General features: G+C 58.5%; 22 protein-coding genes. 9 read left to right on the forward strand and 13 right to left on the reverse strand.

Annotation, left to right across the window (positions count from 1 at the left end; all coding sequences use genetic code 11):
• Positions 1-273 precede the first annotated feature (273 nt).
• From AC0YNU_RS28020 to rlmN, 5 genes are all read right to left on the reverse strand, one after another.
• Complete coding sequence (locus AC0YNU_RS28020; protein WP_475762458.1) at positions 274-3,318, reverse strand: alpha-mannosidase; 3,045 nt, start codon at positions 3,316-3,318, stop codon at positions 274-276.
• Between the two features lie 107 nt (positions 3,319-3,425).
• A complete protein-coding gene (locus AC0YNU_RS28025) occupies positions 3,426-4,586 on the reverse strand; it encodes a GntR family transcriptional regulator (RefSeq protein WP_475762461.1) in 1,161 nt (386 codons plus the stop codon).
• Positions 4,587-5,147: 561 nt separating this feature from the next.
• Positions 5,148-5,615: a transcription elongation factor GreA gene (gene greA, locus AC0YNU_RS28030; RefSeq protein ID WP_475762464.1), complete on the reverse strand. Its 468-nt coding sequence runs from the start codon at positions 5,613-5,615 to the stop codon at positions 5,148-5,150.
• A 189-nt stretch (positions 5,616-5,804) separates the two neighbouring features.
• Complete coding sequence (locus AC0YNU_RS28035; RefSeq protein ID WP_475762466.1) at positions 5,805-6,059, reverse strand: hypothetical protein; 255 nt, start codon at positions 6,057-6,059, stop codon at positions 5,805-5,807.
• A 97-nt stretch (positions 6,060-6,156) separates the two neighbouring features.
• Positions 6,157-7,218, reverse strand: a complete 1,062-nt coding sequence (rlmN, locus tag AC0YNU_RS28040; RefSeq protein ID WP_475762468.1) for a dual-specificity RNA methyltransferase RlmN — start codon at positions 7,216-7,218, stop codon at positions 6,157-6,159.
• Between the two features lie 185 nt (positions 7,219-7,403).
• Between rlmN and AC0YNU_RS28045 the strand changes: the two genes are divergently transcribed.
• Together AC0YNU_RS28045 and dnaN are read left to right on the forward strand one after the other, a co-directional pair.
• Positions 7,404-7,667 carry a hypothetical protein gene (locus AC0YNU_RS28045; protein WP_475762470.1) on the forward strand — a complete coding sequence of 88 codons (264 nt, stop codon included), beginning with the start codon at positions 7,404-7,406 and terminating at the stop codon, positions 7,665-7,667.
• A 4-nt stretch (positions 7,668-7,671) separates the two neighbouring features.
• On the forward strand, positions 7,672-8,829 hold the full coding sequence (gene dnaN / locus AC0YNU_RS28050; RefSeq protein ID WP_475762472.1) for a DNA polymerase III subunit beta: 1,158 nt from the start codon (positions 7,672-7,674) through the stop codon (positions 8,827-8,829).
• A 177-nt stretch (positions 8,830-9,006) separates the two neighbouring features.
• On the opposite strand, the gene AC0YNU_RS28055 is transcribed toward dnaN, so the two are convergent.
• Positions 9,007-9,894, reverse strand: a complete 888-nt coding sequence (locus AC0YNU_RS28055; protein WP_475762474.1) for a hypothetical protein — start codon at positions 9,892-9,894, stop codon at positions 9,007-9,009.
• 182 nt (positions 9,895-10,076) lie between these two features.
• Between AC0YNU_RS28055 and AC0YNU_RS28060 the strand changes: the two genes are divergently transcribed.
• The gene (locus tag AC0YNU_RS28060; RefSeq protein ID WP_475762476.1) at positions 10,077-10,583 is read left to right on the forward strand and encodes a Crp/Fnr family transcriptional regulator; all 507 of its coding nucleotides are present in this window, start codon (positions 10,077-10,079) and stop codon (positions 10,581-10,583) included.
• Positions 10,584-10,610: 27 nt separating this feature from the next.
• Here the strand turns inward: AC0YNU_RS28060 and hmpA are convergent, their stop codons facing one another.
• Positions 10,611-11,828, reverse strand: a complete 1,218-nt coding sequence (gene hmpA / locus AC0YNU_RS28065) for an NO-inducible flavohemoprotein (RefSeq protein ID WP_475762478.1) — start codon at positions 11,826-11,828, stop codon at positions 10,611-10,613.
• A gap of 268 nt (positions 11,829-12,096) precedes the next feature.
• Here hmpA and AC0YNU_RS28070 point away from each other — a divergent pair, with 268 nt between their 5' ends.
• A complete protein-coding gene (locus AC0YNU_RS28070; protein WP_475762480.1) occupies positions 12,097-13,098 on the forward strand; it encodes a protoglobin domain-containing protein in 1,002 nt (333 codons plus the stop codon).
• A gap of 171 nt (positions 13,099-13,269) precedes the next feature.
• On the forward strand, positions 13,270-14,838 hold the full coding sequence (locus AC0YNU_RS28075) for a catalase (protein ID WP_475762482.1): 1,569 nt from the start codon (positions 13,270-13,272) through the stop codon (positions 14,836-14,838).
• Positions 14,839-16,153: 1,315 nt separating this feature from the next.
• Here the strand turns inward: AC0YNU_RS28075 and AC0YNU_RS28080 are convergent.
• Both AC0YNU_RS28080 and AC0YNU_RS28085 read right to left on the reverse strand, forming a co-directional pair.
• A complete protein-coding gene (locus AC0YNU_RS28080; RefSeq protein WP_475762484.1) occupies positions 16,154-16,627 on the reverse strand; it encodes an NUDIX domain-containing protein in 474 nt (157 codons plus the stop codon).
• A gap of 167 nt (positions 16,628-16,794) precedes the next feature.
• Positions 16,795-17,844: an NAD(P)/FAD-dependent oxidoreductase gene (locus AC0YNU_RS28085; protein WP_475762486.1), complete on the reverse strand. Its 1,050-nt coding sequence runs from the start codon at positions 17,842-17,844 to the stop codon at positions 16,795-16,797.
• Between the two features lie 206 nt (positions 17,845-18,050).
• Here AC0YNU_RS28085 and AC0YNU_RS28090 point away from each other — a divergent pair, with 206 nt between their 5' ends.
• From AC0YNU_RS28090 to AC0YNU_RS28100, 3 genes are read left to right on the forward strand one after another with little or no spacing between them, the layout of a single operon-like run.
• Positions 18,051-19,055 (forward strand): iron-hydroxamate ABC transporter substrate-binding protein, encoded by a 1,005-nt coding sequence (locus AC0YNU_RS28090; protein ID WP_475762488.1) that lies wholly within the window; start codon positions 18,051-18,053, stop codon positions 19,053-19,055.
• A 4-nt stretch (positions 19,056-19,059) separates the two neighbouring features.
• Positions 19,060-20,070, forward strand: a complete 1,011-nt coding sequence (locus AC0YNU_RS28095; protein ID WP_475762556.1) for a FecCD family ABC transporter permease — start codon at positions 19,060-19,062, stop codon at positions 20,068-20,070.
• A complete protein-coding gene (locus AC0YNU_RS28100) occupies positions 20,067-21,080 on the forward strand; it encodes a FecCD family ABC transporter permease (protein WP_475762490.1) in 1,014 nt (337 codons plus the stop codon). The genes AC0YNU_RS28095 and AC0YNU_RS28100 overlap by 4 nt, the downstream gene beginning before the upstream one ends.
• A 101-nt stretch (positions 21,081-21,181) precedes the next feature.
• Here AC0YNU_RS28100 and AC0YNU_RS28105 read toward each other — a convergent pair whose 3' ends face one another.
• Entirely contained in the window at positions 21,182-22,072 is an 891-nt protein-coding gene (locus AC0YNU_RS28105) for a LysR family transcriptional regulator (RefSeq protein WP_475762492.1), read from the reverse strand.
• A gap of 145 nt (positions 22,073-22,217) precedes the next feature.
• Here AC0YNU_RS28105 and AC0YNU_RS28110 point away from each other — a divergent pair, with 145 nt between their 5' ends.
• Positions 22,218-22,958 (forward strand): SDR family NAD(P)-dependent oxidoreductase, encoded by a 741-nt coding sequence (locus tag AC0YNU_RS28110; RefSeq protein WP_475762494.1) that lies wholly within the window; start codon positions 22,218-22,220, stop codon positions 22,956-22,958.
• Positions 22,959-23,111: 153 nt separating this feature from the next.
• On the opposite strand, the gene AC0YNU_RS28115 is transcribed toward AC0YNU_RS28110, so the two are convergent.
• From AC0YNU_RS28115 to AC0YNU_RS28125, 3 genes are all read right to left on the reverse strand, one after another.
• Positions 23,112-23,789, reverse strand: a complete 678-nt coding sequence (locus AC0YNU_RS28115; protein ID WP_475762496.1) for a glycosyltransferase — start codon at positions 23,787-23,789, stop codon at positions 23,112-23,114.
• Between the two features lie 87 nt (positions 23,790-23,876).
• Positions 23,877-24,944: a hypothetical protein gene (locus AC0YNU_RS28120; protein WP_475762498.1), complete on the reverse strand. Its 1,068-nt coding sequence runs from the start codon at positions 24,942-24,944 to the stop codon at positions 23,877-23,879.
• 49 nt (positions 24,945-24,993) lie between these two features.
• The gene (locus tag AC0YNU_RS28125) at positions 24,994-25,653 is read right to left on the reverse strand and encodes an HAD family hydrolase (RefSeq protein WP_475762500.1); all 660 of its coding nucleotides are present in this window, start codon (positions 25,651-25,653) and stop codon (positions 24,994-24,996) included.
• Positions 25,654-25,714 lie beyond the last annotated feature (61 nt).

Below are 25,714 nucleotides of genomic sequence, written 5' to 3' on the forward strand. Positions count from 1 at the left end.
GCCGTCAAAATGCAGCTTGCGGCGCTTGCATGGGACTTTTAAGCGGGAATTCTGACGGAAAGGTCTGATTTGGCTTGCAGATGAGGCGGCCTTTACCGTAAAGGCTGACTTAAAGCAATGTAGTTGCAGTGCACTGGGTGCACTTCTTGCACAGAATCCGCTGCTTTTTCCCCAATGCAGCCGATTCTCGTCAGCCCCCCGCACAAAAAAAGGCCCCGGTCTCCAAAATAGGAGACCGAAGCCCTCGCTCAACATTTAACCCTAAATGAATCTTTAAAGCTTCACTTTCACCGTCTTGATCTCGAACGGCGCGAAGGACAGTGCATAGCCGCCATCGCTGCTCGAACCGTCAGCCGTCAGCGCCTCGACCTCTTGCTCCATCAGGTCGGTCAACGCTGCCGCTGCATGAGGCAGCTGGACGCGCACGCGAACGGATGCGTTCGCGCCTGACGTTTCATACAGACGAACGATCAGCGCATTCTCGTCTTCCGCTTTCTTCACCGCTTCAATCATGACGCCGCGGCCTTCCAGCTCGATCGCCGAGAAACCTTCTGCCGGAAGGATGCCGGCACGGGAACCGCCTGCTTCGACAACGGCAATCGGGGTATTGAACGCATAGCCCGCTTTATAGACTTCCGCTGCAATGAAATCTCCCTCATGCGGCAGCAGGGCATAGTCGAACTGATGCTGCGCACGGTCGCAGGTCGGATCCGGGTACGAAGGGCTGCGCAGCAGATTGATGCTGATCGTGCTTCCGTTCGCGCTGTAGCCGTATTTGCAGTCGTTGAGAATCGCGGCGCCGAAGTCCGGCTGCGACAGATCGATCCATTGATGCGCGCAAATCTCGTCCTTCGCGTAATCCCACATCGTATTGCGGTGGGTCGGCCGCTTCAGGTGGCCGAACTGAATTTCGCAGTTGGCGAATTCGGTATAGACGTTGAGCGGGAAAATCGCGCGAAGCATGCAGCCATCCTCCTGCCAGTCCGCGTCCGTGCCGAACTTCAGCTGCTTGCTGCCCGCCGTCACCGAGATGCGCTGAACCAGCGTGGATTTGCCGTACGCATACCGCTGCTCGACGATCGCTTGCGGGCCGTCGACGAATGCGCGCGTGCCCGTCAGCTTCATCGCTTCGAAGCCTGCTGCAGCGTAATCCTCAGGGAAGTCCCATGCATCGCCGTCGTCCTTGTACACCGCCAGCACGTTGGCGCGTTCGCCGGCAGCCAGCACCTCGCGGCCAAGCGTCTTGTCGTAGACGGAGCTGACGCTGCCGTCCGCTAGGAAGCTCACGCGGATAAGATCATTCTCCAAGCGGTCATCCGCCGATTGCAGAAGCTCCGGCGCTGCCAGTCCCGATGGCGTACCCGACTCGATAACCGCATAGCCCATCGCCGGAACCTCGACCTCGCGCCATTGACCTTGACCGAGTCCGATCCATTCCTTGCGCGTCCAAGGCAGCGAGTTGAACAATACCGCAGGGCGCTTCGCATCCGTGCCTGCCGCGACCGAAGCCGCCGCTTCTCTGTAGGCAGCAGCCGTCAGATCGTTCACGCGGCCAAGCAGCGCTTCGTAGCGTGCCAGCGACTCGTCGAAGACCCGCGTAATCGAGGAGCCCGGCAAAATATCATGAAACTGGTAGAGCAGCGTTTCCTTCCAAATGCCGTCCAGCTCTTCGGCCGGATAGGCGCCGCCACCCGCCGCAAAAGCAAGCGAGGCCGCGAACTCCAGCTCGCGCAGCGCCTTCTCGAGCTTGCGGTTGAAGCGTTTGTTGCGCGCTTGGCTCGTCAGCGTACCCTGATGCTTCTCCAGGTACAGCTCGCCCTTCCAAGTCTTATAGCGGCCGGCGTTCGCGTTCAGCTTGTCGAAGAAGTCGATGGCCGGCTCCTGCTTCACGGGAATAAGCCCCTGCAGGTTTTTGAGACGCGAAAGCCGCTCCAGATGCTCCTCGCCGGGACCGCCGCCGCCGTCGCCGATACCGAATACGACGAGGCAATGCTCGGAGACATTCTTATCGTAGTAGTCCCGCTCCGCTTTGATGATCGAACGCGGCAGTGCCGGGCCGTTGTAAGTATCCTCTGGAGGCAGATGCGTCAGCACGCGGCTGCCGTCAAGGCCTTCCCAGAAGAACGTATGGTGCGGATGATCGTTGTGCACGCTCCATGACAGCTTCTGCGTCATGACGTAATCGACGCCGGACTGCTTCAACAGTTGCGGCAGGCTCGCGGAGTAGCCGAAAATATCCGGTACCCACAGCATGCGCATGTCCAAGCCGAACTCTTCTTGGAAGAATCGTTTGCCATGCAGGATTTGACGAACGAGCGCCTCGCCCCCGGCGATGTTGGAATCCGGCTCGACCCACATGGCGCCCTGTACTTCCCAACGTCCTTCCGCGACGCGCTGCTTGATTTGCGCATACAGGTTCGGATGCTGCTCCTTCACCCATTGGTACAGCTGCGGTTGGCTCGCGCCGAACACGTAGTCCGGATAGCGCTCCATCATCCGGAGTGCGGTCGCGAACGTCCGCGCGCCTTTACGGAACGTCTCCCGAATCGGCCACAGCCACGCAAGGTCAATATGAGCATGCCCGATCGCAGTCGCCGTGATCGTAGGGTCGCCGCCCTGCTTCGCCAATTCCGCGCCCAGCAGTTTGCGCGCCTCCGCAACCGTTTCATCCGACGGGTACCGCAGCAGCAGATGCACGTCGTACAGGGCCTGCGTGATTCGCGCCGTGCGGGCGGATTTGTCTTCGATATTCTCCACGTAATCCAGCAGCACTTCATAATCGTAGTACAGCTGACGAACCTCTTCATGGCAGATCGCGATATCGGCTTCCTTCACGGTTCCGCTGCGGTAGAAGCCGAACAGGTCGTTGTTGCCGGCATCGCCCCACAGGTCGACGGTTTCCCCGCCTGCCGCGCGTTCCGCGAAAGGCAGTACGCGTTTGCCAGGCAGACCCAGCGTAAGATCAAATTCCGAGTTCACGTTCGTGAGTCCCTGCAGCGGCGTGCCCGCATCGTCGAAGATACACAGCTCGCCGTTCACGTCGATCAGCAGGACGACTTTGGCGCCCGCCGCCGATTCCGGCACCTGCCCGCGGAAATGGAACCAGGCGCAGTCCCACCGCTCGCCCCATTTATCGCCGGCTTTCAGCTCCAGCCGGTCGCCGGACGTGCGCTCCGCGAACGTCACCGGCTCTTTCGTCGCATAGGCCGTTAATTCAAGCGGCGCCAGCTTTGTATAGATACGTGATTCGATCCCCTGCAGCGTTTTTCGGAGAACGTCCATTTTAATCGGTGTATGCGGCATTCGATCCGTCACCATCCCTTTACTCGTTGTATATGACATAATAATATATTATATATATACAATAGATCAATCCGTTTTCTAAAATAAAAATGCACCTGCTCCAGGCGCATCTCCCCGCTTATCTATTCGGAGGCCGGCGCCCCCGCCGTCGTCTCCCGGACAACCAGCTCCGGCTCGAGCACGATTCGCCGATAAGTCGGCGCGTTCCGACCTTTCCTTCGCAGCAGCTCCAGCAGCAATTCCCCTGCCCTGCGGCCCATTTCGCCTTCGTTCTGATCGAGGTACGTGAACGCTCCCCGTTCCTCCAGCAGCCCCCCGCTCGGATTATCGAACGCCACGATGGACAGGTCCCGCGGCACCTCAAGCTTCGCCGCCTTGGCTAGCGCCGCGATATGCAGCCCAAGCGTGCTGTTGAGCGCGATATAAGCCGTCGCCGCGCGGCTTGCAATCGCCTTCGCGAGCGGATTGCCGCCGCCCCTGCCGATGCCATGCACGTTAAAATCGGTCAGCAGCAGCGTCGGGTCGATAAGAGCACCCTTCGCCTTAAGCGCATTCATGTACCCGCTGATTCGCTCATCGACCGAGACCGTCGCGACCGGCGTATCCGCGCAAATCGCAATGCGCCGATGACCAAGCTCCCACAGGTGATCGACAGCCAGCTTCGAGGCAAGCACGCCGTCCGCGAGCACGGTATTCGTCTCGACGCCGGGCAGGTGGCGATCGATCAGCACGAACGGGTAACCGCTCATTTTGAGCCCGATGATTTCCTCGTTGTACACGTCCGCGTCCACCGGGAATACAACCATCCCATCCATTGTGTCCCGCAGCTCGCGGATCAACTCCCTCTCCCGTTCCATATCGTTGAACGTGAACATCGCGATCAGCGAGCAGCCCGCGCCCTCCACGGCAGTCCGCACTCCGGCGAGCAGACGGATGGCGAAATAATCGCCGATGAACGGGATAACGATTCCGATCCGCGGCCGCGCGCCCTTGCCTTCCTGCGCTTGCAGTCGCTCCGGTTCGGAAGCATCCTCCGCCGCAAAGCCGTCGTCATCCTCCGGAACGCCCTGAACATAGGAGCCCCGTCCCGGGATGCGGCGGATCCACCCTTCCCGGGCCAGCTCCCCGAGCGCGTTCGCGACCGTGATCCGGCTGACGTCGAACTGCTCCAGCAGCTCCTTTTCCGTCGGGATTTTATCATCCGTCCGCAGCCGCCCCGCACGAATCGCATCTTTAAAATGATTCTGAATGCGTATATATAACGGCTCCCTGTCCGTGCCCATCGTCGGTATCCTCCCACATTAAATATTTATATTCAATATATCATATAAAGGGATCCTTGGCATTTCATTTCCAAACCCGTCCCGACAAGGCGCCGTCGATTGCTGTAAAAAGCACTTGAACCGCAGCGAAAAAGAGGGAGGGCATGTCAGGTTTAGGCGAATGAACGCCGAATGGATCGTAAAAACTTGCCGGTGAACATGAAGATAACCTTGAATGGGTCGAAGATTAATAAGAGCCACGCCAATATGAAGAAGAAGAAGAGATAAGCCAGCCGGCTAGGGAGCAGAGGTTGAAGGAGCCAGAGTAAGAGAAGCCAGAGCCAGAGACGGAGAAGCCAAAGACGGAAGCGCCAGGCACAGACCAAAACCAAACCGATAGGAACAAACGGACGGGAGGCAGAGGAATTAGAGTCAAAGGACTAGGAGGGAGAGGCAGAGTTAGCAGCCCTATAATAGCCGCACAAAAAACGGATGCCCGCTGCGCGATTCCAATGAAGGAACCTGCAGCGAACACCCGTTGATTCGGTAAGGCAGCCATCTGCGCTAAGCGCGCGCAATGGGCTATTTGATCTCGAGCAGCTTGTATTCAATGATGCCCATCGGTGCGCTGACTTTGATGATTGCTCCGATCCCTTTGTTGAGCAGCTCCTTGCCGAGCGGGCTTTCGTAGGAAATCTTGTTGTCCGCCACGTCCGCTTCGGCCGGCGCCACGATCTGGTACTCGATCTTCTCGTCGAACTCCACGTCATGCAAGATGACCGTGGCGCCGATTTGCACGCTGTCCGTATTGCCGCCTTCCACGACCCGCGCGGTAGCCAGCATTTTCTCGAGGATCATGACTCGCGTTTCCATAAACGCCTGATCTTCCTTGGCCGAATGGTACTCGCTGTTTTCTTTCAAGTCCCCGTAGCTGATCGCCAGCTTGATCCGTGCCGCCAGCTCTTTGCGTTTGACGTACTTGAGATCATCCAGCTCCTCCTGCAGTTTATCAAACCCTTCTTTCGTCAAAATCACTTGTTCCTTCGACATGCATAACCGCTCCCGTTCAATAAGATAGCTCTAGTGTACCTTATTTCAGGCCATTTGTCCGTGAACTGGCCAACAACCCTTCGTCTCATCCTGTTATTCTTGACCAAAAAGCAAACGCCTATAAGAACGGACAGCAAAAAAGACACCTCGCGGGAAGGTGCCTTCATGGTCCCGGCATGAGCAGCTGGCTTACAGATCCTTCGCCACATGCGGCTTGCTGTAATGGCTCGTTCCGCCTTGGCCGACCCATACTTTACCGCCGCGCAAGAACGTGATCAGCTTGGAGGCTCCCGTCGTGAGCAGCACGGTGACGGAAGCGCCGTCGCATTTGGCCACGTACACGAAGTACCCGGAACGGGTAATATACGATCGCCAATTCCGATCGAACTCCGAGCGCGCGACCCGATTCGAATACACTTGATTCTCCAGCTTCGTTGCTTTCATTCTAACCACTCGCCCCATTCGCCGCAGCCATCCTCTCGAAATAAGATCCTGCCTTATCTTATTCCGAGCGCGTCCGAACGGTATGGACAGCTCACCCTTAACCGGAAGCTCGCATTTGCTTGCTGCGCAGTTGTCCGCAGGCCGCGTCGATGTCCGTGCCGTGCTCCAAGCGGACGCTGACGCTGACTTGCTGTTTCTTCAGCGCGTCGTAGAAGCCGCGGATCGATGATTGCTCGCTCCGCTGGTACTGACTATGCTCGTCGACGGGATTGTACGGGATCAGGTTCACGTTGACGCTTGCGCGGCGCTCGCCGATCAGCTCGGCAAGCTCCAATGCATGCTCTTCCCGGTCGTTCACGTCCCGCAGCAAAATATATTCCAGCGTAATGCGGCGCTTGTTCTTGCTGATGTAATAATCGATCGCAGCCATCAGCTTCTCGATCGGGATCGCCCGGTTGATCTTCATGATCCGCGTGCGCAGCTCGTTGTTCGGCGCATGCAGCGAAATCGCCAGATTAACGCCTAGGCCGCGATCGGTAAACTCAATGATTTTGTCCGCGAGGCCGCTCGTCGATACGGTAATATGTTTGGCGCCGATGGCGAGCCCTTTGTGGTCCTTGATGACATCCAGAAAATCGACGAGGTTCTCGAAGTTATCGAACGGCTCCCCGATCCCCATGACGACGACGTGGCTCACGCGCTCTCCCTGACCTGCGGCGTCCAGGTACAGCTGCACCTTCATGATCTGCTCCGCGATCTCGCCAGCGGAGAGATCCCGGCTCTTGCTGATCAGACCGCTGGCACAGAAGCTGCAGCCGATGTTGCAGCCGACCTGCGTCGTCACGCAGACGGACAGGCCGAATTTGTGCCGCATGAATACGGTCTCGATTAAATTGCCGTCCTGCAGCTTGAACAGGAATTTGACCGTGCCGTCCGCGGATTCCTGCTTCGTATGCTCGGCCAGCGTCTCCATCGCGTAATGGGCGGCGAGCACCGCGAGGCACTCTCCGTTCACGTCCGCCATCGCTTCGAACGACGTGACGCGCTTCCGGTAGAGCCAATCCCACACCTGCAGCGCGCGCGATTTCTTATGTCCATGCTCCTGCAGCCAGACGGTCAGCTGCGCAAGCGTTAATCCATATATAGAAGGTTTATTCATTGCCCAAGTCCTCTTTTCAATAGCAGTACTGCGTTCGCATTCCCTTTCATTCTCCCAAAATTCAAGGGGGAATACAAGAGCCGGCCGCTTTTGCCAAATGAAGATCGATATGATATGGTAAATGTAACCTCTCGTGATTTAAGTTACCTATTTCAAAATTGTTTAATTAGAAGGAGCAGTTCCAGATGCCCAATAAACTCAAGCTCGGCTTCACCCGGCAAGAGGACCAGCTGGCGATGCTGTATACGCAAGGCGGGCCAAGAGAAGGCGCAGGGCGCAAAGGAATCGGCGATACGCGGAAGATGTCCTTAACCTTGACGGAGGAGGATTGGGCGGCGTTCGAAGCCGTCTGCCAAGCGCGTTCCTGCTCCAAATCAGAGCTGCTCCGCGAAATCATTCACGACTATCTGCATACGGCGGCGAAAACGAACAGGACCGAAAAGGAGTGAAGCCATGCTCGTCTACGTCCAGCAAGCAGCGTTCTATGCCGCCCTTCAGCGGTTGATGCCCGCCATATCCGGTAAACCGGCCGTACCGATTCTCGGCGGCGTTCGCCTGCGCGCAGGTGCCGACGGCTTATGGCTTGCGGGCGGCAACGGCAGCCTCACGATCGAAGCGCATCTCGCAGCCGCGTCCGAAGAAGCGACAGTTCGGCACGCCGGGCAGATCGTGATTCCGGCACGAACGCTGCTCTCCCTTGTCCGCAGTTTGCCGGCAGGCCCCGTTACGCTGGAGGCTTCGGGCATTGCCAAATTGACCATACGAACGGCTGACGCTCTATTCCGGCTAAGCGCATGCTCGGCCGATCAATACCCGGAGCCGGCGTTGCCCGATGCCGTTCAAGAGCTGCGGCTTGAGAGCTCGCGGCTGAAGCAGCTCGTTCGGCGCCTCGCTTTCGCCGCTGCAAGCTCCGATGCCCGTCCGGTCCTGACGGGGATTTGCTGCACATTGAATGCCGCTGGCATGACCTGCACGGCGACCGACGGCGTGCGGCTCTCTAAGCAGCGAATGCCTTGGATCACCGGCGTATCTGAAGCTGAAGCTCCGCTTCAATCGCATACGATGATCATCCCGGCACGGCCGCTGCTGGACTTCGTCAACATGCCGAAATTTGAAGACAACTCGACCACGTCGCTGATTGCCGGATCAAATATCGCGCGGTTCGATAACGGCGGGACACGGCTTCAGCTCCAGCTGTTGGAGGGCGCCTACCCCTCGGTCGACCGCGTTGCCGCCGATGAGCCGACTTCCGTCATCCGACTCCGCGCGTCCGATTTACTCCGCGCTCTGGACCGAGCCATTGCGCTTGCCGGCGAGCGACGCCTCGTCAAGCTCGTCGTCCATGACGAGTCCGTCACGTTATCCGCGCATGCCGAAGGTATGGGAGAAGCCGAAGAAACCTTGCCTTTGTGCAGCGCCAGCGGCAAGCCGCTGACCATCTCCTTCAACGGAAGCTACATACGGGACATGCTGCACGCCCTGAACGAAAGCCTGATTACGCTTGCCATGTCCGGTCCGCGCAAACCGATCGTGATCACAGCATCTGAGTCCGACGGCACCGAATCGTTATTCGTGCTGACGCCGGTCCGAACAACGGAGGAATCGTTCTAGCTTCAACACCGACGAGGATGCGTAACCCGAACGGCCGAGTAGAACTCTCCGCACCCATGAACGCCGAAAAGCCCCTGAACCGGCAAGCCGCATCAGTCATGCGGTACTTGCCCGGTTCAAGGGCTTCTCTTCTATTTCACAGTTGGCCAGTCAGCGATTATGACGTAATCCTCATCCTTAGACTCCGCCCTCGAACCGATACTCCCGCCACCAGGTCAGCGTCTCGCCCGGCGCCACCCGGACCGGGGCGAACATCTCCGGCGACACGTTATGCGCCATGCCCCATACCGCAACCAGCTCCGTCTCGAAGCCGCAGGTCTCGCTCATCCGAACGCCGGACGGCCGATGCAGGAGCGTCCAACCGCTCGGCAGGCCCGGATCCGCTTCGCTGCGCGGATACATCCGCGCGTAGAAATCCCGCTCCGGCACGCCGCTCCATTCCAGCCGCTTCTCTTCCGCGCGCACATCGCCTACGTGCACTTGCAGCGCAGTCGCATTTTCTCCGTCGAAAGACAGCGTATACTCAGGCCCTACCGTCTTCCCGTCGATGCAGACGAAATTATGCGCATACTCGTTCGTGACGATCTCGCGCTTGCCGACGTTGGTCAGCTCATAGTCCACGCGCAGCCGATTGTCTTCCACCCTCAGCCGTTTGCTGCAGCGCGCCGCATAACCGAGGCATTCCTCCGGCAGCACGGTAAACGACAGGCTGCTCTCGTCCGGCTGTTCGACCTCAATGGCGAAGGGCCGCAGCTCGTATGCCCGCATATGCCCGTAACCGTTGTCCGAATCGCGCATCAGCAGGCCGACGCCCAGCTTGGGGAACCATTCTCCCGGCTTGACCTCGCCGTAGCCTACGGTCCGTTCGATGCCGAATTCACCGCAGAGACCGGCCCCTTTCGACGGATCCCATTGATTTGGCAGCTCATACGCACAAAAGGCATGCCGGTCGTCCAGCCTCACTTCCGTTACGAAGCCCGTCCGATCGAACCGTACGCCGCCCACCTCGCCCGGATGCTTGACGGTGACGGTCAAGCGGCCGCTCCGCAGCCGTAAATCTTCCATTGCAGTTCCTCCTCGATAACGAATGTTTGCCATTCCCTAACGATTCGTTGATCGTTCCCCGTCTCCTGCCTGCTTCACCGTACAGCTAGGAAAATACAAGCGAGGTGGAGAGTGCGAGGAGCTACTGGTATGATAGAGGCGATTAATTTGCTTTCACGTCGTAGCCATAAAGGAGCCCATCCATGCAGTTAAACAAAGGCGAGATCTTATTCCGGCAAGGGGAATCCGGTCCCCTCTTCCAGCTGCGCAGCGGCCTGCTCAAAATCATGCGCGTCCACCCGGACGGCACTCCGTTTCTCGTCAACGTCATCACGCCAGGGGAAACGATTCCCCATCATTCCCTGATCAGTCCGAATCCGTATTTCGGCACGGCCATCGCGCTGGCGCCCTCCGAGATCGAGGTCATCTCCGCGGCAGACTGGTATCGGCAGCTGCAGGACGATGCCGACCGGTGCCGGGAGGTAGCGCTGCTGCTGCAGGACAAGCTGCGCATGATGCAGCAGCGCATCGATCAGCTCACGCAGGTCGCTCCCGCGGATAAACTGCTCAAGCTCCAGGCTTGGTTTCGCCTGTATATCGGCGAGGCGCCGCTGACCGACGTGCTGACGCAGGACGAGATCGGCCAGCTCATCGGCCTGCGCCGCGAAACCGTCAACCGGCTGCTCCGCGCCCAGCGGGCCGGGTCCTGATCCCAGGCTGCAGCCTCATCATCAGCCTCAATCCAGCGCGCCGGCCGGACCGAAGAACTCATAACGAAGGTCTGCCGCCGGAACGCCCCATTCCTTCAGCGCCCGGTTCACCGTCTGCATGAAAGGCTGCGGGCCGCAGAAGTAGAATACGGCCTCCTTCGATACAAGAACCTCCTGCAGCCATGCCAGGTCGATCCGGCCTTCTTTGTGATAAGCGCCCGCCGTCCGATCATCCGCCGTTGGCTCGGCATAGACCCAGAAGGCCGAGAAGTCCGGCCGACCGCTCACGATGCCTTCGACTTCATCCTTCAACGCATGCATGCCGCCATGCTGCGCGGCATGCACGAACGTCACGCTTCGTTCCCGCTGCCCTTCGGCCAGCGAACGCAGCATGCTCACCATCGGCGTCAGCCCCACGCCTCCGCTGATCAGCACGACGGGACGCGAATCCGCCCGGTCCAGTTTGAAATCGCCCGCGGGCGCGGAAACCTGCAGCACGTTTCCTTCCTGAAGCTCCGCATGCAAGTAGACGGACACTTTTCCCGCCGGACGATCCTGAGCGGTATTTTCCCGTTTCACGGAGATGCGGTAATACGCTGCCCCGGGCGGCCCCGACAAGCTGTACTGCCGGATATGCGTATGCTCTTCACCCGGAATGTTCAATTTGACGCCGATATACTGTCCGGGCTCGAAGGCCGCGATTGCCCTGCCGTCCGCCGGCTCCAGATAGAACGACGTAATGACCTCGCTCTCCCGCACCTTCCGCGCCACCTTGAAAGGACGATAACCCTCCCATCCGCCGGGCTGCGTCTCTGCCTGCCGATACATCTCCGCCTCCACGCCGATAAACGCATCCGCAATAATGCCGTATGCCTCCGCCCATGCGCCCAAGATCTCGTCCGTCGCGGCATCGCCCAGCACCTCTTTGATCGCGCCCAGCAGATGCTCCCCGACGATCGGATAATGCTCCGGCTTAACGCCGAGACTCCGATGCTTGTGCGCGATGCCTTTGACGACCGGCAGGATGGCCTCCAGCTTCTCGATGTTCAAGGCCGCCGCATAGACCGCGTTCGCAAGCGCCGTCTGCTGCCTGCCCTGCTTCTGATTCGCGTGGTTGAAGATATTCAGCAGCTCCGGATGACTTTGGAACAACCGCTCGTAGAACCGCTTGGTGATCGTCGTTCCGTGAATCTCTAATACCGGCACGGTGGATTTGATGATGGCGATATTTGCTTGGCTTAACATGATTGAACGCCCCGCTTTCCTCTTGCGTGAATTGGATATGGCTCTAGTATAAGGCCCGGCACCCGGCGGGACTGTGATCGCAATCACAGCGTTTGGGAACAAATCGTGACGTAGACGCGCAGCATCTGACGCAGGCGAAATAAGTCCATTTGTTGAACTACCCCCTCTTCAAAATCGCCATAAGATGGTAATTTTGAAGGAATATGCTGGATATTGTCGAATGAAGTAGACATAGATACAAGACCTTACATGCCAGGGGAGATTAATCATGACGATTCAATTAAACGAACAACGCCGAAAACAGCTTGCTTATATCGGCATTACGGAAGCGGATTTGGCGTACCTGCACGGCAAACGCGAGCTTTTCGAGCAAATCACGAGCCAGGTCGTCGATCAGCTGTACGAGCAAGTCGTGGCCGTTCCCGAGCTGTCGGCCATTATCGAGAAGCACAGCACGCTCGACCGGCTCAAGGAAACGCAGCGTTGGTACTTCATGTCCTTGACTACAGGCGTCATCGACGAGGCCTTTATCGACCGCCGCATTCTGATCGGCAACATCCATTCCCGAATCGGCCTGACGACCGACTGGTATTTGGGCACCTATATGCTGTACCTGGACACGGCCGTGCAGCATTTCAAGCGCATCGCCCCGGAATCGTGGATGACCATTATCTTGGCGCTGTCCAAAATGTTCAACCTCGACTCCCAGCTGGTGCTCGAAGCCTACGAGAAGGACGAGAAGGATAAAATCCAGGCCTTGTCGGACGCCAAGCAGACGACGCTGACGACGATCAGCCGCGTCGTCCAGGAGCTCTCGGCCATGATCGTGGAGCTGAGCAGCAGCAGCCAGTCCGTCGCGGACTCCGCCACCCATACGGCGGACATCCAGGATCAGGCGAACGTCAAAGTGCGCGAGCTGCAGTCCAAGATCGGCGAGATCGACAGCATCGGCTCGCTGCTCCAGGAGATCTCCGATCAAAGCCAGCTGCTCGGCATCAACGCCGCCATCGAAGCGGCGCATGCGGCCGATCACGGCCGCGGCTTCGGCGTCGTCGCGAACGAGATCCGCAAGCTGGCCAGCCACTCCAAGGAGTCGCTGGTAACCGTGCGCGAGAAGCTGCAGGAAATCACGAGCGTCATCGGCGAGGTCATGCAGGACGCCGAGCGGACGTCCACGCTGGCGCGCGACCAGGCCGCAAGCTCGCAGGAGCTGACGTCCTTCGTGCAAATGATCGAGACGATTACCTTGGAACTGGAGAGCATCCAATAATCGCTCGCAGGCGGATCTGCTTTTCCTGTCTGAACGGCTGGACCGGTTCTATAACCGGTTCGGCCTTTTTTGCTGCCGATTCCACCGTGCGATCTCGATTATCCGGCATAATTCCCCATTCTTTGGCGCACAGTAAGTGCTGGACAATCGCAGAAAGGTGGCAGCGCTTCTATGCCTAACGACAAGAAAGACGACCTAACGCTGACGAACCGGCAGGGCCATCCCATCTCGGATAACCAAAATATCCGTACGGTCGGCAGCCGCGGTCCGTCGACGCTGGAGAATTACCATTTTATCGAGAAAATCTCCCACTTCGACCGCGAGCGCATTCCGGAGCGCGTCGTGCATGCGCGGGGCGCCGGGGCGCACGGGTATTTCGAGGCTTACGGCAAGGTGGGCGACGAGGCGGTATCCAAATACACGCGGGCCAAGCTGTTCCAAGAGGCCGGCAAGCAGACGCCGGTGTTCGTCCGATTCTCGACCGTCTTGCATGGCGGCCACTCGCCGGAGACGCTCCGCGATCCGCGAGGCTTCGCGGTCAAATTTTACACCGAGGACGGCAACTGGGACCTCGTAGGCAACAATCTGAAAATTTTCTTCATCCGCGACCCGTTGAAATTCCCCGATATGGTGCACGCGTTCAAGCCTGACCCGGTCACGAACCTGTCCAATCCCGAGCGGATGTTCGACTTCATATCCGGCACCCCGGAAGCGACGCATATGGTGACGTTCCTGTTCTCGCCATGGGGCATTCCGGCCAACTACCGGCAGATGCAAGGGTCCGGCGTCAATACATACAAGTGGGTTAACCAAGACGGCGAGGCCATGCTGGTCAAATACCACTGGGAGCCGCTGAAGCACGGCATCAAGAACCTGCTGCAGAACGAGGCGGATGCCATTCAGGGCATGAATACGAGCCATGCGACGCAGGATCTGTACGAGGCGATCGAGCGCGGCGACTATCCGGAGTGGGAGCTGTTCGTCCAATTGATGAGCGATGACGAGCATGCGGAGCTGGACTATGATCCGCTCGACCCCACCAAGCTGTGGGACACCGAGCAATTCCCGTTCCTCCCCATCGGCAAAATGGTGCTCGACCGCAATCCGGAGAACTATTTCGCCGAAGTCGAGCAGGCCGCGTTCGGCACCGGCGTTCTCGTCGACGGACTGGATTTCTCCGACGACAAGCTGCTGCAGGGGCGGACGTTCTCCTACTCCGACACGCAGCGGCACCGCGTCGGCACGAACTACCTGCAATTGCCGGTCAACGCGCCGCATGCGCCGGTGGCCACGAACCAGCGGGACGGGCAGATGGCCGTCACCGTCGACCGCGCGAGCGGGCAGAATCCTCATGTCAACTATGAGCCGTCCAAGCTCGGCGGGCTGAAGGAAGCGCCGCCGGAGGGCAAGGATCATCAGCCGTCCTACAATGCGAAGCTGGTACGCCAGAAGCTCGAGCGGCCCAATGATTTCAAGCAGGCCGGCGAGACGTACCGGAAATTCGAGGATTGGGAGCGCGACGAGCTCATCGCCAATCTCTCCGATGCCCTGAAGGTCTGCCAGCCGCAGATTCAAGAGACCATGATCGGCTATTTCACGCAGGCGGATCCGGACTACGGCAAACGTGTCACCGACAGCCTGGCAAGGGCCAAGGTGGATACCTCCCACATCGGCTCCGTATCCCTCCGCGAAGGCGCGGAAATGGCCGAGAACGCAGGACGCCAAACCGACGGCTATTGAATGCGCCGCAACACGCCGCGCCACGAGAAAATGCCTGCAAGCATGCGGCCAGCGGCCGAGCTTGCAGGCATTTTCACTTGTTTGTTCGACTATCTTGTTTATTCGATTTGCGTAGAGAGTTCGCCTGATCGAGCTCAAGAGGGTGAGCTATTCAACCTCCTGCCTTCAAGTTCGCCTGAATGAGCTCAAGAGGGTGAGCTATTCAACCTCTTGCCTTCAAGTTCGCATAATCAAACTCAAGAGGGTGAGCTATTCAACCTCTTGCCGTCAAATCCGCCTGATCGAGCTTAAGAGGGTGATTTATTCAACCTCTTGCCTTCAAGTTCGCCTGATCGAGCTCAAGAGGGTGAGCTATTCAACCTCTTGCCATCGAATCCGCCTGATCGCGCTCAAGAGGGTGAGCTATTCAACCTCCTGCCTTCAAGTTCGCCTAATCGAGCTCAAGAGGGTGAGCTATTCAACCTCTTGCCATCGAATCCGCCTGATCGCGCTCAAGAGGGTGATTTATTCAACCTCTTGCCTTCGAATCCGCCTGATCGAGCTCAAGAAGGTGAGCTATTCAACCTCTTGCCTTCAAGTTCGCCTAATCGAGCTCAAGAGGGTGAGCTATTCAACCTCCTGCCATCAAATCCGCCTGATCAAGCTCAAGAGGGTGAGCTATTCAACCTCTTGCCTTCAAATCCGCCTGATTGAGCTCAAGAGGGTGAGCTATTCAACCTCTTGCCATCGAATTCGCCTAATCGAGCTCAAGAGGGTGATCTATTCAACCTCCTGCCTTCAAGTTCGCCTAATCGAGCCCAAGAGGGTGATGTATTCAACCTCTTGCCTTCAAGTTCGCCTAATCGAGCCCAAGAGGGTGATGTATTCAACCTCTTGCCTTCAAGTTCGCCTAATCGAGCTCAAGAGGGTGAGCTATTCAACCTCCTGCCTTCAAGTTCGCCTAATCGAGCTCAAGAGGGTGAGCTATTCAACCTCTTGCCATCGAATCCGCCTAATCGAGCTCAAGAAGGTGAGCTACTCAACCTCTTGCCATCGAATCCGCCTGATTGAGCTCAAGAGGGTGAGCTATTCAACCTCTTGCCATCGAATCCGCCTGATCGAGCTCAAGAGGGTGATTTATTCAACCTCTTGCCATCGAATTCGCCTGATCGCGCTCAAGAGGGTGAGCTATTCAACCTCTTGCCATCGAATTCGCCTGATCGAGCTCAAGAGGGTGAGCTATTCAACCTCTTGCCTTCAAATCCTTCAAATCCATCTAATCGAGCTCAAGGGGGTGAGCTTCCCCACTGCTTGTCTAGCCAATCGCCTCGTCCAGCTAGTTGATATCGCCGACATAGATTCCGAGCGGGGCTTCCCCGGCGGCAGCCTCCTGCAGATACGGGATCAATGCCTGCGGGAAGAAGCGGTACCGCGCCAGCTCGGCAACCGGCAGCCACTCCAAGCCGATGCAATCCTCATCCGGCGCGGTGCCCTGTCCCAAGAGTTCCACGTCCAACAGCTCGCACAGGAATAGATGATCGACGACATGCGTGTCCGGATCGACTTCGCTGTCCCCATGATGATGCCGGCCGATGTATTCCCGAAGCACCGCAAACTGCTTGACCAGCACGCGGCTGCCGGTCTCCTCCACGAACTCCCGCTCCAGCGCTTCAATCAGCGTTTCTCCATGCTCCTGGCCGCCGCCAGGCAGCGTATAATCCGCCCCGGACCGCAGGTCCCCTTTCTTCACCGTCAGCAGTTTGCCGTCTTGAATGACAATCCCCTTCACGCCGACTCGCGCCTTTAACATCCTGCATCCCCCCACTTTACATTGGCTGCCGCCCCGCTCTTCGTTGCTGTCGGACTACTTGTACCATACAGGTTTTCATTTAGCTATGGGCCGCAGCATAAAAAGCCCGGGTCCGCGTGCTGCGCGGCCGGGCTGTATCTCGTATGTTTGACCGGATGCTTGACCGGCTATTTCATCATTTGCTTCACCAGCTCGCGGTTACGCTCCTTGAACCGATCGTTATGCGAAGACACCATGCCGTACTTCTCGGCATCCGGCTGGATGAAGCTCTTCGCCCGGTTCACCGCGTTCGCCGCGTCCTGGAAGGCACCAGCGATCAGATGCAGCTTGCCGTCGTGCATCAGAATATCGCCTGCCGCATAGAGACCCGGCACGGAAGACTCGCTGCTGACGCTGCCGGATACATAGAAATCCTCCAGCATTTCGATATTCAGGTCGCTCGCCTGCAGCAGCGTCGAATCGCGGTCGTAGCCGTGATTGATGACGATTTCGTCCACCTCGACGACCGATATTTCGCCCGTCTGGTGGTTCGTCAGCTCCACGCGCTCGATCGTTTCATGATTCTCGCTCGCGAGCAGCTTGGTAATCGAAGAATGGAACACGACGTTGGCGCTGCTGTTCAAGAGCTGCTGCACCTGCGCCTCATGGCCGGACAACCCGCCCTTGCGGTAGACGACGATGACCTGGTCCGCGATCGGCACCAGCTCATTGGCCCAGTCGACGGCGGAATTGCCGCCGCCGGATACGATGACGGTTTTGCCCTTGAATTGACGCAGCGATTTGACCGTATAATGCAGATTGCTTACCTCGTACCGCTCCGCGCCCTCGATATCCAGCTTCGTCGGATTCAGAATGCCGCCGCCCACCGCGATGACGACCGTTTTGGAATGATGGATTTGGCCGGATGAACCGCGAAGCTCGAATAGGCCTTCATCGTTGCGGCCGATCGATTCCACTTTCTCGTTCAGCACCACTTCGGGACCGAAGGTGAGGCCCTGCTCAACCAATTGTTCGATCAGCTGGGCTCCGGGGGTAGGCGTCAGCCCGCCGACGTCCCAAATCATTTTCTCCGGATAGACATGCACTTTGCCGCCAAGAAACGGCTGGAACTCGATAATCTTCGTTTTCATTTCCCGCAGTCCGCTATAAAAAGCCGAGTAAAGCCCCGCCGGGCCGCCCCCGATAATGGTGATATCAAATACGTTCTCCGCGTTCATGGCCGATCGCCCCTTCGCTGCTCATTTTCGTTGATAATGATTCTCAATGTCTCCATATGCATTAATATACACGGCATCGCGCTTTAATACAAGATGATATTGACAATCATTCTCATGTCAATTATGTTTGTTAGAGTCGCTAATACTGATAATCATTATCATCGTTGTCAAGGCACAAATATATCTTAAAGGAGCTCTCCCCTGTCATGAGAAAAGCACTCATCCCGGTTCTCGCAGTCCTCATCCTGGTTCTCAGCGCATGCGGCAATTCCGCGAACAACGCCGGCAATTCCGCGAATGGAAACGAAAAATCCAACAACGCGGCAGCAAATAACACGCCAAGCAGCAACAATGCGGCGGCAGACGATACGGCTGCGGCTAACGATACGGCTACGACCGGCACGATTACGTACCAATCGCAAAACGGTCCAGTCGAAGTACCCGCCAACCCGCAGCGCGTGGTCGTCCTCTCCTCTTTTGCAGGCAGCGTGATGGCACTGGGCGTTAACGTCGTCGGCGTGGATTCCTGGTCCAAGCTGAATCCCCGCTTCCAAGATCGGTTGAAGGATGCTCAAGAGGTTACCGACGAGGATCTGGAGAAAATCATTGAGCTGAAACCCGACCTGATCATCGGTTTGGACAATGTCAAAAACGTCGATAAACTCAAACAAATCGCGCCGACGGTTGTCTATACGTACGGTAAAGTCGATTATCTGACCCAGTACGTCGAAATCGGCAAGCTGCTGAATAAAGGAAAAGAAGCACAGGCTTGGGTCGACGACTTCAAGAAACGCGCGGCTGAAGCCGGCACGGAGATCAAGGCGAAGATCGGCGAGAACGCAACCGTTTCCGTTGTCGAAAGCTACGACAAGCAGCTCTACGTCTACGGCGACAACTGGGGACGCGGCACGGAGATTCTCTACCAGGAAATGAAGCTCAAGATGCCGCAAAAGGTTATCGATACGGCGCTTAAAGAAGGCTACTACGCGCTTTCCACGGAAGTGCTGCCGCAATTCGCCGGCGACTACATGATCGTCAGCAAATTCAAGGGCGCCGACAATTCGTTCGAAAAGACCGATTCCTATAAGAACATTCCCGCGGTCAAGAACGGCCATGCCTTCGAAGTCGACGGCAACGCCTTCTACTTCAACGATCCGCTGACGCTGGACTATCAACTCGAATTCTTCAAGCAGAAATTCCTGGGGCAATAGGATGATGACAAGCGAAACAACACGTCCCTATCCATTTGTCCTCAAGCTGACGGCGGGTCTGCTGTTCTTCGTCGCGATGTTCGTCATCGCCATGGTCTTCGGAGCCGCCCACACCACGGTGAAGGATGTCTGGCTCGCGCTTACGACCAACCAATCGGGAGAGAATCTCTCCATTCTCCGAGAAATCCGATTGCCGCGCGAAATCGCGGCCATCTTCGTCGGGGCGGCGCTTGCCGTGTCCGGATCCGTCATGCAGGGCATGACGCGCAATCCGCTTGCCGATCCCGGCTTGCTCGGCCTCACAGCCGGTGCTAATGCAGCACTGGCTTTTACTATCGCGTTCGCGCCTTCGGCCAACTACTTCTGGATTACGATCGCCTGCTTTATCGGAGCCGCTGTCGGTTCGCTGCTCGTGCTCGGCGTAGGCGCCGCGAAGAAGGGCGGTTTCTCGCCGCTGCGCATCGTGCTGGCCGGTTCGGCCATCTCGGCGTTTCTGTACGCCATAGCCGACGGCGTCGCGCTTGCGTTCAAGGTTTCCAAGGACGTCTCCATGTGGACGGCGGGCGGCATGATCGGCACGTCCTGGAGCCAGCTGCAGATTATCATTCCGTTCATTTCGGTCGGCATCTTGGTCGCGCTTGCGATGTCGCGCCAGCTGACCATTCTCAGCCTGAGCGAGGACGTCGCCGTCGGACTCGGACAGAAGACGGGCCTGATCAAGGCCGTGCTGTTCCTCGTCACCGTGCTGCTCGCCGGCGCCTCCGTGGCGCTGGTCGGCAACTTGACCTTCCTTGGACTAATGATTCCGCATATCGTTCGGGCGATCGTCGGTACGGATTACCGGTTCGTGGTACCGATGTCGGCGGTTGCCGGCGCTTCGTTCATGCTGATCGCCGATACGGTGGCCCGCGTGATCAACGCGCCTTATGAAACGCCGATCGCCGCGATCGTGGCCGTCGTCGGTCTGCCCTTCTTCCTGTTCATCATGCGCAGAGGGGGGAAAGCAATCAAATGATACGTCAAGCGCTTATCCGCAAGCAGCGGATCATTCTGCTGCTGTTCGCCGTTCTGATTCTCCTTACCGTCTTCATCAGCATGGGTCTTGGCTATTCCAAGGTATCCTACGGCCGATTGCTTCCGACGCTGCTCGGGAACGGGACGTTCAAGGAACATTTCGTGCTGTTCGACGTCCGGCTGCCGCGCATCATTATCACGCTCTTGGCAGGCATGGCGCTGGCGCTGTCCGGATCCATCCTGCAAAGCATAACGCGCAACGACTTGGCCGATCCCGGCATAATCGGCATCAACTCCGGCGCGGGGGTCGGGGTCGCCATCTACTTCTTGTTCATGCCGATCGATGCCGGCACGTTCGCATACGTGCTGCCTATGGTCGCTTTCGGCGGGGCGCTGGCGACGTCGGTGCTCATCTATCTGTTCTCGTACAAGAGGCATGCCGGCCTGCAGCCGGTCCGGCTCGTCCTGACCGGGGTCGGTTTCTCCATGGCGCTCTCGGGGGTCATGATCGTACTGATCTCTTCCGCGGATCGGGAGAAGGTCGACTTTATTTCCAAATGGCTCGCGGGTAACATCTGGGGCGCGGACTGGCCGTTCATATGGGCGCTCCTCCCGTGGTTGGCCGTACTCGTACCGTTCGTGCTGTATAAGGCGAACAAGCTAAATCTGCTGGCGCTGGACGATTCCGTCGCAATCGGCGTCGGCGTCTCCTTAACGAAGGAACGCCTCGTGCTGCTGCTCGCGGCCGTTGCCTTGGCAGCCGCCGCCGTGTCCGTGGCGGGAGGCATCGCCTTCATCGGCCTGATGGCGCCGCATATCGCCAAGTCGCTGGTCGGACCGCGCAACCAGCTCTTCGTTCCCGTCGCCGTATTGATCGGCGGATGGCTGCTGGTGCTGGCGGATACGATCGGCCGGAACGTGTCCGGCGCTGCCGACGGCATTCCGGCAGGGATCGTGGTCGCGCTCATCGGCGCGCCGTATTTTGTCTATTTGCTGCTGAAGAAGATCTAAGCCGCTGCGGCGGCCGATCCGCCTCGCGGCCTTTCAAGTCGAACAAGCTCTTCGCCCCTGAGGGGACGAAGAGCTTGTTTTTGCGTTCTTGGGGTTCGGCTTCACGGCTGCCCCAATTCCGTTCGAATGGCCTGCGCCAGCTTGGCGCAAGCGACGCCTGGCGGAAACGAGGCGCTTCTGACGAGCATGCCGATCGTCATGGCGATCAGGCTTACTTCGCTCAAAGGACGCATGACCGTGCGCGCGTCCGCTTCTTCTGCAAGCACGCGCGGGATCAAGGCGATGCCGAGACCTTGCCCGACGTAGGCTTTGAGCGCCGTCATGCTTCCGATTTCCATCGTATCCGCCTGCGGCTGCCCAGCCTCCTGCAGGACCGTTTCGAGCTTCTTTCGGTAAGGGCAAGTGGCCGACGTGATGAGGAGCCGATGGTTATGCAAATCTTGCGGCGTTATCTCGGAGCGCTCCGCCAGCGGATGATGCACGGGCATCAGCACGACGAACGGTTCTTGGTACAACGGTTCAAAGTACAGCTCCGGTGCAAGTCCCGGCGCCGAGCAGACGGCCAGGTCCAGCTCACCGGCCAACAGTCGCTCGCTCAAAGCCGGCGTACTCCCGATATCGACGGTGATCCGCACTTGCGGATGCGCGGACAGGAATCGCGCAATGACCTCCGGCAGGCGATAACTCGCCGCCGGTTCCGTCGCGCCCAGCCGGATATGTCCCGCTTCGCCGAGCCGGAGCCCGGTCAACCCGCGCTGCATGTTCTCGGCGCGCTGCACGATATCCAGGCTTTGCTCGTGAAAGATCCGCCCCGCTTCCGTGAGCCGGAGCGTTTTGCCTCCGCGCTCGATCAGCTGCACGCCGTAGTCGGTTTCCAGCTTCTGCACCTGCATCGTGACGGTCGACTGCGCGTAATTCAGCTCCTCCGCGGCCCGAATGAAGCTGCCGTGCTTCACGACCGCGTGGAAGGTTTTGAATGCTTTTATATCCATTGTTAGTCGCCTCCGAGAACTAGGAGTTCATTTTATTTGAATGGTTTAATCAAATGATTCAATTATACAAATAGAAACGCCAGCGATACAATGAGAGCATGAAGAAGAGTCAGATCGACATTCAGATGCGAAGGAGCGAGGCAGGATGGAGTTGAAAGGACGAACGGCCATCGTCACGGGCGGCGGAACGGGCATCGGGCGGGCGGTCAGCCTGTTGCTGGCGCGCAAAGGCGCGAATGTAAGCGTGAATTACTCGCGTTCTCGGGAGGACGCGGAGGCTACCGTGCAGTCGATTCGCGAGCAAGGAGGCTCGGCCATTGCCGTGCAGGCGGATGTCGCCCGGGATGAAGAGGTTCGCGCCTTGGTCGCGCGCACGGCCGAGGCTTTCGGGGGTGTGCAGCTGCTCGTGAACAACGCCAGCTTCACGCATCATATCGCGATGGACGACCTCGATGCCGTGACGGACGAAGTCTGGGATTCGCTGTTCGACGTCAACGTGAAAGGCATGTTCCGCTGCGCGCGAGCCGTCGCGCCGTGGATGAAAGAAGCCGGAGCCGGCGCCATCGTGAACGTCGGCAGCATTTCGGGGCAGACCGGGCTCGGCTCCTCCCTTCCCTACGCCGTCTCCAAGGCGGCGGTCCATGGGCTGACGAAGTCGCTCGCCCGGGCATTGTCGCCGAGTATACGAGTGAATGCCGTCGTCCCGGGCGCCGTCGCGACGCGATGGTGGGCCGGACGGGAGGAGCAGATGAAGCGGCTCGCGCCGAACCTGATCTTGCAGCGCATCTCGACGCCGGAGGACATCGCGCAATTGATCTGCTCCGCCCTCGAACAGGAAGCAATGACGGGACAGCTCATTACGGTCGATGGCGGGCAAACGCTTTAGTCTGGGGCTTAAAGCGCGTCCATTGTCCAAATCGAAACAAGCTCTTCGCCGGAAGGACGAAGAGCTTGTTTTGCATTCACCAGCCATTTGCGCCTTGCGGCCGCCTAGGCTAGCACCGTCGTGCATGCCCAAGCACGCGCTTAACCGCATCGTTTACTTGAATCGATCCGCAAACTGCTTCATAATCCCGGAGGACAAATAATCGGACAGCATCAAGATATGGCTGTAGCCTTTGTCGAACGTTGCTACGTCCCCCGCCCAATCCTGCTTCATTCGAGCCGTCAGCGCCTCGGCAACCTGCTGTAAATGCACGTAGAGCAGGCTCTTCAGCTCCTTCTCGGAGAGGTTCGGATTGGCCTTCGCGAGGAACGCCGCCAGCTCGTCGGCGTTGCGGTACCACAGCTTATTCTGTTTCTCCATCTCGGCCGCGTTGCCGGCCTTGGCCGACGCGATAATTTGGCCCGCGAGCAGAATATGCTCCCTGAGCAGCTCCGCCAGCTTATTGCCGGCTGCCTCGCCATAGAACGGCTTGATTGCATCGCCGATATCCTGTTGATTCTGAAGCAGGCGAGCGAGTACTATCTCCTGATCCGGCAAGCCCGCGACCGCGCTGACGATATCATTGTGCGTCCAGAAGACATGTTCGGACCACAGCTTGCGCAGCCCCTCCCGCAGTTGGACCGCGGCTGGACTCAAGCAGTCCTTCGCTTGGACGGCGGGGTGCTTCATCACGGATTGCTGCGCGGCGCCGGCGGCACTTGCCGCAAGCGGCGCAGCGCCCAGCATGAGCGTCAAACTAAGTAAACTTGCCTTTACGATCCGATTTCTCATCAGGTGAAATGGACGCTCCTTTGCCAGCATGATTGTGGAATACCGTTAGTGTAGACACTTCCACCAGAATCATGCATGAGCCGGGGATCACGTCGGGAGGATGAACCTGAAGTTGTCCTCGGCGTCGTCGTTGGCCCAGCCGCCGGAACGGTTCAAGTGATCATAGAAGCTGCAGGAAAATTTAAACACATGTCCGAAATCCCAGTCCACGGCGGCATAGTCGCGCAGCCAGAACTCCGCTTGTACTGGCAGCCATTCCGACCGCTGCGCAAGCGCGAGCGGCAGCCGGTCTACCGGAGATACGAGCTGGATGTGCTCATCCATGCGAAGATCGCGGCTCGCCCGCAGAACCGTAACCATGGCCAGCAGCTGCCGCACGCAGGATCGGAACAGCTCCCCGTAGCCGAGATCGTGAAGCACGTTGAGCGCATGCGAGAACGTGAGCATGTGACCGATCAGATCGTGATGCGCCTCCGCCCGATAGATGCGCTTAAACGCCGCGAGCTCCGACAGTATCAGCGCCGACAGCTCCGCAGGGCCATCGATCGCGGCAGACATCGCCATCATCTCCTCCGAGGCGGGCAGCTTCTTTACTTCAGCTGCCCGGAAGCCGATCCAGGAACGGCCTGGAATCGTGCCTCGAAATGACCGAATGAGCACTGCGATGCCGGCGATATCGTCCGCCGTCCCCCAGCCGTCAAGCTCTCGCAGCGCCGAGAGCGCATGCGCCGCGTAGATGAAATTATGGCCGACCCAATGCAGGCCGTCCAGCGTCTCTTCAAGCGCCTGCACGATCGCCTGCTCCGCCTCCCGCGCGGGAATCACCCCGCCAGCCTGCGTTTCCAGACTCCGTCCCGGCTCGCGCTGCCACGGGCCGCTCTGTTCCAGCTCGCTTCGCCCCCGCTCCTCGTTGCCGAATTCGGCTTGCGGCGCATGCACGGCAAGCATCGCCTCCGTCTGGCGCGCGATGGCATCCTCCGTCTCCGGAGCCAGCCGGTTATTCTGCCGGAAGAAGACGCTTGCGATGGCTGCTGCCCCGTAGTGCGCCTGCCAAATATCGCCCGTACGAGCCTTGCAGCGCGCGATAATGGAAAGGCCAGTCGCCAGGTGGCTGCCTGCCGGCACCGTGCGTGACCTATCGCTGTGCTCCGTCACCGACCGACTCCTCCTTTCCGCCGAGCGTGACGCAAGCTGCCCCGCCGCCTCATGGCGACAACCGAGCGATGACCGCCTCCAGCCGCATATCCGCCATCGAGTCCAGCCGTAAATCGACCTCGCCGAACGTTAATTCACGGGTTACGGCGTTAGGGACGGCAACGCAATAGAGTCCTGCCGCTTTGGCCGCTTTCGCGCCGTTCGGCGAATCCTCGAAGGCGATCGCCTCGTTCGGCGCAATGCCGAACGCTTCGATGACCTGCAAATACAGCTCGGGATCCGGCTTCACCAGCCGAACGTCGTCGCGCACCCGAATGCACTCGAAATACGGTGCCACGTTCAGTTTGGCGAGATGCACCGTTACCCATGCCCGGCTCGAGCTGGAGGCGAGTCCGATGCGCAGTCCGAGCGCGCGAGCCGCTTCCAAATTAGCCTGCACGCCAGGACGGATCGTCTCCGCCTCCAGCAATTGCTCGAATTTGGCCTGATGCCTGCTCCTGAGCTCTTCCCGGTCGATCGCCCGTCCCAAGCAGGCTTCCAAATGATCGAACGGATTGAAGGCGCTATTGTACGTGCCGATGCACTGCCCCCAGACGCCAAGCTCCAGCTCATGGCCGTGCTCCGCGTAAATTTCTTGGAAAGCCTTGTATTCCGGTACCTCGGTATCGTAAATCAAACCGTCAAAATCGAAAATAATCGCCTTGATCACGGATATGCTCCTCCCTCGAAATGGATCATACCTAGTAGTTCTCGATTTCCGTACCTATTCC

The organism is Paenibacillus sp. J31P316, from assembly GCF_056269105.1.

What these genes read in the sequence shown, in the direction of transcription:
- AC0YNU_RS28020 (WP_475762458.1), bottom strand. Translation starts at nt 3,318, where the DNA reads ATGGTGACGGATCGAATGCCGCATACACCGATTAAAATGGACGTTCTC.
- AC0YNU_RS28025 (WP_475762461.1), bottom strand. Translation starts at nt 4,586, where the DNA reads ATGGGCACGGACAGGGAGCCGTTATATATACGCATTCAGAATCATTTT.
- greA (WP_475762464.1), bottom strand. Translation starts at nt 5,615, where the DNA reads ATGTCGAAGGAACAAGTGATTTTGACGAAAGAAGGGTTTGATAAACTG.
- AC0YNU_RS28035 (WP_475762466.1), bottom strand. Translation starts at nt 6,059, where the DNA reads ATGAAAGCAACGAAGCTGGAGAATCAAGTGTATTCGAATCGGGTCGCG.
- rlmN (WP_475762468.1), bottom strand. Translation starts at nt 7,218, where the DNA reads ATGAATAAACCTTCTATATATGGATTAACGCTTGCGCAGCTGACCGTC.
- AC0YNU_RS28045 (WP_475762470.1), top strand. Translation starts at nt 7,404, where the DNA reads ATGCCCAATAAACTCAAGCTCGGCTTCACCCGGCAAGAGGACCAGCTG.
- dnaN (WP_475762472.1), top strand. Translation starts at nt 7,672, where the DNA reads ATGCTCGTCTACGTCCAGCAAGCAGCGTTCTATGCCGCCCTTCAGCGG.
- AC0YNU_RS28055 (WP_475762474.1), bottom strand. Translation starts at nt 9,894, where the DNA reads ATGGAAGATTTACGGCTGCGGAGCGGCCGCTTGACCGTCACCGTCAAG.
- AC0YNU_RS28060 (WP_475762476.1), top strand. Translation starts at nt 10,077, where the DNA reads ATGCAGTTAAACAAAGGCGAGATCTTATTCCGGCAAGGGGAATCCGGT.
- hmpA (WP_475762478.1), bottom strand. Translation starts at nt 11,828, where the DNA reads ATGTTAAGCCAAGCAAATATCGCCATCATCAAATCCACCGTGCCGGTA.
- AC0YNU_RS28070 (WP_475762480.1), top strand. Translation starts at nt 12,097, where the DNA reads ATGACGATTCAATTAAACGAACAACGCCGAAAACAGCTTGCTTATATC.
- AC0YNU_RS28075 (WP_475762482.1), top strand. Translation starts at nt 13,270, where the DNA reads ATGCCTAACGACAAGAAAGACGACCTAACGCTGACGAACCGGCAGGGC.
- AC0YNU_RS28080 (WP_475762484.1), bottom strand. Translation starts at nt 16,627, where the DNA reads ATGTTAAAGGCGCGAGTCGGCGTGAAGGGGATTGTCATTCAAGACGGC.
- AC0YNU_RS28085 (WP_475762486.1), bottom strand. Translation starts at nt 17,844, where the DNA reads ATGAACGCGGAGAACGTATTTGATATCACCATTATCGGGGGCGGCCCG.
- AC0YNU_RS28090 (WP_475762488.1), top strand. Translation starts at nt 18,051, where the DNA reads ATGAGAAAAGCACTCATCCCGGTTCTCGCAGTCCTCATCCTGGTTCTC.
- AC0YNU_RS28095 (WP_475762556.1), top strand. Translation starts at nt 19,060, where the DNA reads ATGACAAGCGAAACAACACGTCCCTATCCATTTGTCCTCAAGCTGACG.
- AC0YNU_RS28100 (WP_475762490.1), top strand. Translation starts at nt 20,067, where the DNA reads ATGATACGTCAAGCGCTTATCCGCAAGCAGCGGATCATTCTGCTGCTG.
- AC0YNU_RS28105 (WP_475762492.1), bottom strand. Translation starts at nt 22,072, where the DNA reads ATGGATATAAAAGCATTCAAAACCTTCCACGCGGTCGTGAAGCACGGC.
- AC0YNU_RS28110 (WP_475762494.1), top strand. Translation starts at nt 22,218, where the DNA reads ATGGAGTTGAAAGGACGAACGGCCATCGTCACGGGCGGCGGAACGGGC.
- AC0YNU_RS28115 (WP_475762496.1), bottom strand. Translation starts at nt 23,789, where the DNA reads ATGAGAAATCGGATCGTAAAGGCAAGTTTACTTAGTTTGACGCTCATG.